This is a genomic window from Cellulomonas sp. ACRRI (genome assembly GCF_022346185.1).
In the GTDB taxonomy this organism is placed as follows: Bacteria; Actinomycetota; Actinomycetes; order Actinomycetales; family Cellulomonadaceae; genus Cellulomonas.
Genome location: NZ_JAKRMS010000143.1, coordinates 1 through 10,278, shown reverse-complemented (window position 1 = coordinate 10,278; position 10,278 = coordinate 1). Strand labels below are relative to the sequence as shown.

9 protein-coding genes and 1 tRNA gene are annotated in these 10,278 nt (G+C 75.2%); 6 read left to right on the top strand and 4 right to left on the bottom strand.

The window, feature by feature from the left end:
* Positions 1-160 precede the first annotated feature (160 nt).
* Positions 161-673, top strand: coding sequence for an Lrp/AsnC family transcriptional regulator (locus MHY85_RS18385; RefSeq protein ID WP_239199212.1), 513 nt, complete (start codon positions 161-163; stop codon positions 671-673).
* Here the strand turns inward: MHY85_RS18385 and MHY85_RS18380 are convergent.
* From MHY85_RS18380 to MHY85_RS18370, 3 genes are all read right to left on the bottom strand, one after another.
* Positions 635-1,336, bottom strand: coding sequence for a hypothetical protein (locus MHY85_RS18380; protein WP_239199209.1), 702 nt, complete (start codon positions 1,334-1,336; stop codon positions 635-637). The two genes, MHY85_RS18385 and MHY85_RS18380, sit on opposite strands and share 39 nt — an antisense overlap.
* Before the next feature lie 225 nt (positions 1,337-1,561).
* Positions 1,562-1,632, bottom strand: a tRNA-Gly gene (locus MHY85_RS18375).
* A gap of 120 nt (positions 1,633-1,752) precedes the next feature.
* Positions 1,753-4,245 (bottom strand): GH36-type glycosyl hydrolase domain-containing protein, encoded by a 2,493-nt coding sequence (locus MHY85_RS18370; protein ID WP_239199206.1) that lies wholly within the window; start codon positions 4,243-4,245, stop codon positions 1,753-1,755.
* 221 nt (positions 4,246-4,466) lie between these two features.
* Between MHY85_RS18370 and dcd the strand changes: the two genes are divergently transcribed.
* The 5 genes from dcd (at position 4,467) to MHY85_RS18345 (ending at position 9,970) form a co-directional block, all read left to right on the top strand.
* Positions 4,467-5,042 carry a dCTP deaminase gene (gene dcd / locus MHY85_RS18365; RefSeq protein WP_239199203.1) on the top strand — a complete coding sequence of 192 codons (576 nt, stop codon included), beginning with the start codon at positions 4,467-4,469 and terminating at the stop codon, positions 5,040-5,042.
* Between the two features lie 7 nt (positions 5,043-5,049).
* The gene (locus MHY85_RS18360; protein ID WP_239199200.1) at positions 5,050-6,147 is read left to right on the top strand and encodes a hypothetical protein; all 1,098 of its coding nucleotides are present in this window, start codon (positions 5,050-5,052) and stop codon (positions 6,145-6,147) included.
* Positions 6,148-6,295: 148 nt separating this feature from the next.
* Complete coding sequence (locus MHY85_RS18355) at positions 6,296-7,189, top strand: SDR family oxidoreductase (protein ID WP_239199197.1); 894 nt, start codon at positions 6,296-6,298, stop codon at positions 7,187-7,189.
* Between the two features lie 31 nt (positions 7,190-7,220).
* On the top strand, positions 7,221-9,101 hold the full coding sequence (locus MHY85_RS18350) for a glycoside hydrolase family 15 protein (protein ID WP_374234048.1): 1,881 nt from the start codon (positions 7,221-7,223) through the stop codon (positions 9,099-9,101).
* Positions 9,102-9,169: 68 nt separating this feature from the next.
* Positions 9,170-9,970, top strand: a complete 801-nt coding sequence (locus MHY85_RS18345; RefSeq protein ID WP_239199194.1) for an SDR family NAD(P)-dependent oxidoreductase — start codon at positions 9,170-9,172, stop codon at positions 9,968-9,970.
* 66 nt (positions 9,971-10,036) lie between these two features.
* Here the strand turns inward: MHY85_RS18345 and MHY85_RS18340 are convergent.
* Positions 10,037-10,278 (bottom strand): hypothetical protein (locus tag MHY85_RS18340; protein WP_374234046.1); only part of this gene is annotated, 242 nt, incomplete at its 5' end.

The window sequence follows — 10,278 nt, the reverse complement described above, 5'->3', positions numbered from 1 at the left end:
GGGGTGGTGGTGGGGGCGGGCGATCCGGGCACGGCGACCTCTCGTGGGCTGGGTGCACCGCGCGGGCGCGGCGGTCGTCGTCCGACGACGAGCAGCGACGCTAGGCACCGGTACGGCTGCTGTCGACCCTCTCCGTACGATGCACGGCTAGGCTGCCGGAATGGCCGATCTGGACGCACTCGACACGGCGATCCTGCGGGAGCTGCAGGCAGATGCACGGCGCACCAACCGCGACGTCGCGGCCGCCGTGGGGGTCGCGCCGACGACCGCGCTCGACCGGACGCGCGCCCTGCGGGACCGGGGCGTGATCCGGGGAGCCACGCTCGACGTCGACCTCGCGGCGATCGGGCGGCCCGTGCAGGCGCTCGTCGCCGTGCGGATCCGCCCCCCGACCCGGCGGAACATCGAGGGCTTCCGGGCGTGGGTCGTCGCCCTGCCCGAGACCGTCGGGGTGTTCGTCACGACCGGCGCCGAGGACTTCCTGGTGCACGTGGCCGTCCCGGACAACGAGGCGCTCTACGGGTTCGTCATCGACCGGCTCACCGAGCGCCCGGAGGTCGTCGACGTGCGGACGTCGGTGGTCTTCGAGCACATCCGGCGGCGCCGGGTGGACCCGGCGCCCGGCGCGGTCCGGTCAGCGCGCGCCGGCGGGGAGGGCGCCCGGGGGCGGTGAGCCGGCCGCCGGGGTCGCGGCGGGTCCGGCACGTCGCGCGGTCTGCCGGGGCACCGCGGCCGCCACAGGGCGCGACCCCGCCGCCCGCCGCGCCGTGAGGCCCACGCGGAGCCGGAGCGCGATCGTCTCCGCGTGCGCGACGACGTCCTGGTAGCGCTCGGTGGACCGGGTGTCGAACCGGAGCTCCACGGCCTCGGCGGCCCCGGGCGGGAACACCGTCCAGATCACCTCGTGACGCAGCACGCCGTGGCTGCGCAGCGTCACGACCGCCTCCCCGGCGGGCACCTCCCGCAGCGACGCCGCGTGGTACGTGATGCGGGTGGCCGTGCGCCGCGACCGGGCGATCTTGCGGCGCACGCGGTGCAGGTGGGCCGTCGCCGCGCCGGGTTCGGCGGGCACCTCGGCGAGGATCTCGCACGCGAGCCCCGCGACCACGTCGCCGGTGGGCTCCGGCACCCACGCGCCGGCGCGCACGTGCCGGGCGTTGAGGCCGACGACGGCGCGGTCGACGGCCTCCAGCGCGGAGCGGAGCCGCGCGGCGGCGACGGGCCCCGTGGTGAGCTCGGCGGCGAACCGCTGCGCGACCCGCGGCGCGTCGCCCGGTCGCCACCCGCGCCACCGCTCGGGCAGCCGCAGGTCGATCCGGGAGATCTCGTGCTTCATGCGGTCCTTCCGTCGGGCTGGCCCTGGGAAGGTAGGCAGCGGCGACGGAGCCCCCCGCTCGTTGAGTAGGGCAAAACACTGGGGCGCGGGGAATCCCCTGGGGCGGCGGACGGGAGCCGGCGGCGGCACGAGCAGCGCCCGGGGCACGGTCGCCGGGCGGGCGACCGCGGCGCCCGGGACGGCGGAAGGGCCAGGCGCGGCGGTGCCGGCCTGGCCCTTCGGGAGAGCGGGTGACGGGAATCGAACCCGCGCTATCAGCTTGGGAAGCTGAAGTTCTACCATTGAACTACACCCGCGTGACCGTCCCGGGCTGCTGGGCCCGGCCGGCCGTCACGTCCCCGCGAGGGAACGCGCGTCCAGCATAGCGGCTCCGGACGCCGCGCACGTGCGGCGCCCGGAGCGCGCGTCACGCGTCCTCAGACGGTGACCTCCACCCGCACGGTCGTGCCCGCGGGCGCGTACGGCACGGTCGACCCCTCGACCGGGACCCCGTCCACGACCAGCCGTCCGCGCGCACCCGGCGCGCCGGCGTTGGTCACGGCGATCTCGTACCGGGCCCCGCGGGCGACCCGGGTGACGGTGAACGACGGCACGTCCGGCCCGATCTGCGGGTCGACCACCAGGCCGTCGTGCTCCGGCCGGACGCCCAGCAGGTACTGCGAGACGGCGACGAAGTTCCACGCCGCGGTACCGGTGAGCCAGGAGTTCTTGGCCTCGCCGTGCCGCACCGCCTCCTTGCCCGCGATCATCTGGGCGTAGACGTACGGCTCGAGCCGGTGCACGTCGGAGATGTCCTCGCGGTAGGCGGGCGTGATCCGGCGGTAGTAGTCGAACGCGCGCTCGCCGCGGCCGAGGACCGTCTCCCCGATGATCACCCACGGGTTGTTGTGGCAGAAGATCCCGCCGTTCTCCTTGTAGCCCGGCGGGTAGGTCGAGACCTCGCCGAGCTCCACCTGGTAGCTCGTGTAGGCGGGCCACTGCAGCACCATCCCGTGCGGCGTCGCCAGGTGCTCGTGCACCGAGTCCAGCGCGCGGACCGCCGGGCTGGCGGGGGAGGCGGGGTCGGCGGGGTCGACGCCGATGCCGGCCATGACCGCGAAGCCCTGCGGCTCGATCCAGATCTTGCCCTCGGGCTTCGCGTCGGTGCCCACGGGGTTGCCGTAGAAGTCGTAGGCGCGCAGGAACCACTCGCCGTCCCAGCCGTGCTCCAGCACCGCGGCGCGCATGTCCTCGACCGCGGCGCGCGCCTCGGCGGCGACGTCCGTGAGGCCCCGGCGCTCGGCGAGCTCGGCGTACTCCTGGCCGATGTGCACGAACATCGCGGCGATGAACACCGACTCCGCGACGCCGCCGGCCTGGTTCTCGGTCGTCTGGAACGACTCGCCGGGCTCGGTGGAGAAGCAGTTCAGGTTGAGGCAGTCGTTCCAGTCGGCGCGGCCGATCAGCGGCAGGCCGTGCGGCCCGCGGTTCTCGACGGTGAACCGGAACGACCGGGTCAGGTGCTCGAACAGCGGCACCTCGGAGCCCGGCTCGTTGTCGAACGGCACCGGCTCGTCGAGGATCCCCCAGTCGCCGGTCTCCTTGATGTACGCGGCGACGCCGAGGATCAGCCACAGCGGGTCGTCGTTGAAGCCCGAGCCGATGTCGTTGTTCCCCCGCTTCGTCAGCGGCTGGTACTGGTGGTACGCCGAGCCGTCGGGGAACTGGGTCGACGCGATGTCGATGATCCGCTGCCGGGCGCGCTCGGGCACCAGGTGCACGAAGCCCAGCAGGTCCTGGTTCGAGTCGCGGAAGCCCATGCCGCGGCCGATGCCGGTCTCGAAGTACGACGCCGACCGGGACATGTTGAACGTGACCATGCACTGGTACTGGTTCCAGATGTTGACCATCCGGTCCAGCTTCTCGTCCGTGCTCGTCACCGAGTAGGTGGACAGCAGGTCGGTCCAGGACGTCCGGAGCGCCTCGAACGCGGCGAGGGTCTGCTCGGTCGTCGCGAACCGGGACAGCAGGGCGTGCGCGCGCTCGCGGTTCACCCGCTGCATCGCGGGGATCCCGGCGGCCTCGTCCGCGGGCGCCCACTTCTCGTCGTGCGGGTTCTCGACGTAGCCGAGCACGTAGGTGAGCGCCCGGCTCTCGCCCGGGGCGAGCGTGACGTCGACCTGGTGCGAGCCGATCGGGTACCAGCCGGACGCGATCGAGCCGGTCGCCCTGCCGGCGTGCGGCACGGCCGCCTCGCCCAGCCCGTTGTAGGGGCCGGTGAAAGAGTCCCGGTCGGTGTCGAAGCCGTCGGCCCGGGTGTTCACGCCGTACACCGCGTAGTGGTCGCGGCGCTCGCGGTACTCCGTCTTGTGGAAGATCGCCGACCCGTGCGGGCCGTCGAGCTCCACCTCGACCTCGGCCAGCGACAGGTTGCGCTGGTAGTTCGTCTGGTCGTCCTGGGCGTTCCACAGGCAGAACTCGACGAACGAGAACAGGCTGACCGTCTTCTCCGCGTCGGAGGTGTTCGTCAGCGTGACGTGCTGCACCTCGGCGGTCTCGCCGAGCGGCACGAAGAACAGCGTCTCGACCCGCAGCCCGTTCCGCTCGCCCGTGATCCGGGAGTAGCCCAGGCCGTGCCGCGCCTCGTAGTGGTCGAGCTCGGCCTTGACCGGCAGCCAGCCCGGCGTCCACACGTCCCCGCCGTCGTGGACGTAGAAGTACCGGCCGCCCTCGTCGGTGGGGATGTTGTTGTACCGGTAGCGGGTGAGCCGGCGCATCTTCGCGTCGCGGTAGAAGGAGTAGCCGCCGCCGGTGTGCGACAGCAGCGAGAAGAACTCCTCCGAGCCCAGGTAGTTGATCCAGGGATACGGGGTGCGCGGCGTCGTGGTGACGTACTCGCGTGCCTCGTCGTCGAAGTGGCCGTACCGCATCGTCGCGCCTTCCGGTCGTCAGTGGTGGCCGCTGCGGGAGCGCTCCCACGCGGCGTGCGTCGGTCAGCGTAGCGCACGGTCGAAACGCTTCCGCCGGGCGGTGGTCCCGGGTGCGGGCGTCGCTCGCCGAGTGGGTAGCAGATGTGCCCCGCGCGCCGCCGGGGCAGCATCTTCTGCCCGCTCGGCGGGGGTGCCCCCGCCCGCCCCGGTACCGTGGTCCCGTGCTGCTCTCCGACCGCGACATCACCGCCGAGCTCGACTCCGGACGGGTGGTCCTCGACCCGTACGACCCCGCGATGGTGCAGCCGTCGAGCGTCGACGTCCGCCTCGACCGGTTCTTCCGGCTGTTCGACAACCACAAGTACGCGGTCATCGACCCGGCGCAGGACCAGCCGGACCTGACGCGGCTGGTCGAGGTCGACGGCGACGAGCCGTTCGTGCTGCACCCCGGCGAGTTCGTCCTGGGCTCGACGTTCGAGCAGGTGACCCTGCCCGACGACATCGCCGCCCGGCTGGAGGGCAAGTCCTCGCTGGGCCGCCTCGGGCTGCTGACGCACTCGACGGCCGGGTTCATCGACCCGGGCTTCTCGGGCCACGTGACCCTCGAGCTGTCGAACGTCGCGACGCTGCCGATCACGCTGTGGCCCGGCATGAAGATCGGGCAGATGTGCTTCTTCCGGCTGTCCTCGCCGGCGCTCGCCCCGTACGGATCGGGCGCCACCGGGTCCCGCTACCAGGGCCAGCGGGGGCCGACGGCCTCCCGCTCGTGGCAGCACTTCCACCGCACCCAGGTCTGACCCGGCCGTGACCGCGTCGCTGCCCCCGCTGCCCGAGGTCCCCGCCGCCGCGGGCGTCACGCCGCCGCCCGGGCGGCATCTCCTCGTGCTCCCCGAGGGGGTCGCGCCGGACGAGCTGGACGTGCTCGCGGCCAGCAGGTTCGCGGCCGCGCGGTGGGAGCGCCCGCCGCGCGTCCCGTCCGGCCGCCGCGCGTCGGGGGCCGCCCGCACCCCCGCCCCGGCGGCCACGCCCGGGGTGCTGCGGCTCGGCCGGCTGTCGACCCTCACCGGCCCGTTCGCGCTGGAGCCCGCGCAGCTCGCGCGCTGGGGGCTGCCGTCCGACGCGCGCGTCGCGTGGGTCGTCGACTGCCCGCGCGAGCGCGCCGAGCAGCCCGCGTTCGGCGGCGACCGGGACGGCCTGCGCCGGGCGTTCGGGACCGCCGGCCCGGTGCGCGAGGAGCAGCGCGTCGTGCAGTGGCTCGTCGCGGTGGCCCGCCGGCTCGGCGGGGCGCTGCGCGTCGACTCCGGGGTGGTGCTGGAGCCGGACATGGACGCCGCCCTCGACCTCACGGTGCTGACCGACCGCTGGGTGGAGCCCGGAACGGTGCTGGAGGCCGCCCGCCGGGTGTCGTCCCGGGCCGCGCTCGACGCGCCGCCGGCCCCGGACGCGCGCCGGGCGTCGCCGGAGCAGGCGGGTGCCGCGCTCGCCGCGCGCGACCGGGTGGGTGCCGGCGTCGCCGACACCGAGGAGCGCCGGCGGCTGCACGCCGAGGCGGACGCGTTCGACGCCCACATGCGGGAGAACCCGCCGCCGTCCGAGGCGTTCGGTCTGCAGGTCGACCTGGGGGTCGACGGCATCGTCGTCGTCGAGGTGGCCGCGGAGGCGGAGGTGCCCCTGGTGCTCGCCCAGGTCGACTGGGCGCAGGGCGAGGTCGTCGCGTACCGGGTCCGCTGGGAGGCGCCGGACGTCGAGCAGCTGGAGTCCGAGCGCCCCTCGCTGCCGCACCGGGTCGCGCGCGGCCGCGCGGCGCGGGTGGTGCGCGGCGTCGCGCGCGAGGTGCACGCCGAGGTGGGCGGGGAGATCGCCGACATGGCGGGCTTCCTGGTGGACCCCGCCGACCTCTAGTCCGCCCCGCGGAGCGCCGGCCCGCCGGGGCGCTCCCTGTTGCGGGCTCCGGCCCCCCGGCACACGATGAACGCGGGACGACGCCCGCCGGACACGACACCGGCGGGCGTCGCCTTTCGCTCTCATCGCCGGACGGGAAGGACGCCTCATGGCCGACCAGTACACGTTCCAGGACCCGATCGCGCAGTACCCGATGCCCGAGCCCCCGGAGCAGAGCCAGGACGGGCCGGGCCTCGACGCCGACCTGACGCCGCAGGCCGACCACGGCCAGGACACCTACCGCGGCTCCGGCCGCCTGACGGGCCGCAAGGCGATCATCACCGGTGGCGACTCCGGCATCGGCCGCGCGGTGGCCATCGCGTTCGCCCGCGAGGGCGCCGACATCGTGCTGTCGTACCTGCCCGAGGAGCAGGAGGACGCCGAGCGCGTCGCGCAGCTCGTCCGCGACGCGGGCCGCACGATCGTGCTCGCGCCGGGCGACGTCGTCGACCAGGACTACACCCGGTCGCTGGTCCGCACGGCGCTCGACGAGCTCGGCGGCCTGGACACGCTCGCGATCATCGCGGGCCGCCAGCAGTACGTCGAGGACATCACCGAGCTCACGCCCGAGTCGTTCGACGAGACGTTCAAGACCAACGTCTACGCGCTCTACTGGCTGGTCCAGGAGGCGGTGCCGCACCTGCCGAAGGGCGCGAGCATCATCACCACGTCGTCGATCCAGGCCTACGAGCCGGCGCCGATCCTCGTCGACTACGCGACCACGAAGGCCGCGATCAACACGATCTCCAAGGCCCTGGCCGGGCAGCTCGCGCCGAAGGGCATCCGGGTCAACGTCGTGGCGCCGGGCCCGATCTGGACGCCGCTGCAGACCGCAGGCGGCCAGCCGCCGGAGAAGCTGCCGGACTTCGGCAAGCAGACGCCGTACGGCCGCGCCGGCCAGCCCGCCGAGCTCGCGCCCGCGTACGTGTTCCTCGCCTCGCAGGAGTCGAGCTACGTGAGCGGCGAGACGCTGAACGTCAACGGGGGGATGCCGACCCCGTGACGGGACCGACGACCGGCCGGGCGGCGCGCGCGTGACGGAGCAGCCGGGGTTGGAGAACCTCGACGGCGACGCCGGCACCCGCACGGAGGGGTCGGGTCACGCGGCCGCGGACGAGCCGCGCGACCCGACCCCGCGGACCGACGGGTACGCCGACCTGCGGGCGTACGCGGTGCTGGGCGACGGGCGGACGGTCGCGCTGGTCGCGGACGACGGCCGGGTGGACTGGTTCCCGGTGCCCGACCTGGACACGCCGCCGGTGTTCGCGGCCCTGCTGGACGCGGACGCGGGCGGCTACGTCGAGATCGTCCCCACGGTCCCGTACCGGCTGCGCCGGCAGTACGTCGTCGGCACGAACGTGCTGGTCACGACGTACGACACCGACGACGGCCGGGTGCGGGTCACGCAGGCGATGAACACGGGCGTGGCGGGGCGCCTGCCGTGGAGCGAGCTCGCGTCCCGGGTGGAGGGCCTGTCGGGCTCCGTGCCGGTGGCCTGGCGCGTCGCGCCCGGGACGGTGCTCGGCAGCGCCTCGCCGTGGGTGCAGCGGACCCACCTCGGCCCGGTGCTGCGCGCCGACGGCGTGACGCTCACCGTGCGGACGCTCGGGGAGACGACCGCCGTCGTCGACGACCAGGCGTGCACCGGGGCGTTCGAGGCGACGCCCGGGTCGCGGCACCTGGTCGCGGTGGTGGGCACCGAGCGCGAGCCGGTCGTGGTGCCCGACCCGGAGGACGTCGACCGCGGCATCGACCGCACCGTCGACAACTGGCGGGCCTGGACGCGCGAGTTCCACTACGACGGGCCGTGGGGCAAGGCGGTGCAGCGCAGCGCGCTCGCCCTGAAGCTGCTGCTGCACGAGCCCACCGGCGCGATCGCGGCGGCGGCGACGACCTCGCTCCCGGAGAGCCGGTCCGGCGGCAAGAACTGGGACTACCGGTACGCCTGGGTGCGGGACGCCGCGTACACCCTCGACGCGTGGATCGGCTTCGGGCTGCGCGAGGAGGTGCACGCGGCCATCTCGTGGACCCTGCGGACGCTGCGCGCGCACGGCACGCGGATCTTCTTCGGGCTCGACGGCTCCCTCCCGCCCGCGCCCGAGCGGCACGACGTGCCCGGCTGGCGCGGCACCGGCCCGGTCGTCACGGGCAACCGCGCGGACGGCCAGCTCCAGCTCGGGGTGTACGGGGACGTCCTCGCGGTCGTCCGCGGCTACGTCGACGCCGGCAACCTGCTGGACGCGGAGACCGGGCGGCTCCTGGCGGCGGTGGCCGACGAGGCCGCCGACGCGTGGCACCGGCCGGACGCCGGCATGTGGGAGCTGACCGAGGAGCAGCACTACACCTCGTCCAAGCTCGGCTGCTGGCAGGCGCTGCGGTGCGCGGTCCACCTCGCCGAGCTCGGGCAGATCCCCGGCGAGCCCGACCGGTGGCGCGCCGAGGCCGACCGGATCGCGCACTGGGTCGGCGAGCACTGCTGGTCCGAGGAGCGCGGCGCCTACCTGATGCACCCCGGCTCGGACCGGCTCGACGCCTCGGTGCTGCTGCACGCCCGCAGCGGCTTCGACACCGGCGAGCGGATGAGCCGCACCGTGGACACCCTCCGGGCCGAGCTCGGTTCCGGCCCGCTGCTGCACCGGTACACCGGCATGCCCGAGGAGGAGGGGGCGTTCGTCGCCTGCGCGTTCTGGGGCGTGGCGGCGCTGGCCCTGGTCGGGCGGGCCCAGGAGGCGGCGGACTGGATGGACGACCTGCTGGCGCTCGCGAACGACGTCGGGGTGTGGCCCGAGATGATCGACCCGGCGACCGGGGACTTCCTCGGCAACCTCCCGCAGGCGCTGAGCCACCTGGCGCTCGTGCAGGCCGCCCTCACCCTGGCGCCCGCGCTCGCCGGCGACCACCCGGCGGCGGGCTGACCCGCCGCCGGACGCACGACCGGCGCGCGCCCACCGGCCGCGCCGCCCGCGAACTCGAGGAGGACCCCATGGACCTGGGCATCACCGGGCGCGTCGCGCTCGTCACCGGCGGCGACTCCGGCATCGGCCTGGCCACCGCCCGCCTGCTGCTCGAGGAGGGCGCCCGCGTCGTGCTGACCGACCAGGACGCGGCCGCGCTGGAGGCGGCGGTCGCCGACCTCGGCGCGGGACCGGACCGCCTGCTGCCCGTGCTGGCCGACCTCACCGTGCCGGCGGAGGTCGAGGCCCTGGTGGCCCGCGCCGGCGACGCGTTCGGCGCGCCGGAGATCCTGGTGCACGCCGCCGGCGTCACCGGCGCCCAGGGCCTGTTCCACGAGATCGACGACGCGGGCTGGGCGCGGACGATCGAGGTCGACCTGCTGGCGGCGGTGCGCGTCGTGCGCGCGGTGCTCGGCCCGATGCGGGCGGCCGGGTGGGGCCGGGTCGTGCTGCTGGCGTCGGAGGACGGCGTGCAGCCCTACGTGGACGAGCTGCCGTACTGCGCCGCGAAGGCGGGCGTGCTGTCGCTGGCCAAGGGGCTGTCGAAGTCCTACGGCCCCGAGGGCGTGCTGGTGAACGCGGTGTCGCCGGCGTTCATCGCGACGCCGATGACCGACGCGATGATGGACCAGCGGGCCGAGGAGCGCGGCACCGACCGGGACGAGGCCATCGCGTCGTTCCTCGACGAGGAGCGGCCGTTCCTCACCGCGAAGCGGCGGGGCGAGGCCGGCGAGGTGGCCGCGGTGATCGGGTTCCTGGTATCCGAGCGCGCGAGCTTCGTCAACGGCGCGAACTACCGGGTCGACTCGGGGTCGGTCGCGACGATCTGACGCGTCCGGGCACCGGCAGACCGGCGGGGCCGCCCCCGGAGGGGACGGCCCCGCGCGCGGCCCGGCTCAGTCCCCGTCGGTCTCCGGCCGCACCGCGCCCAGGGGCTCGGTCGGGGCCGCGAGGTCGCGCCGCGAGCGCCGGCGCGGCGGGTCGGCGCGCTCGGCGTCGGCGGCGGCCGGGGCGGGCTCGGCGGCGGCCGCCGCCGACGCCGTGCGCGCCGACCCGCCGCGCCCGCGCTCGCGGCGCGTCCTCGCGGCCCCGGCCCAGCCCCAGGGGCGGGGCCGGGGCGGGCCCCCGGCGTGAGCCG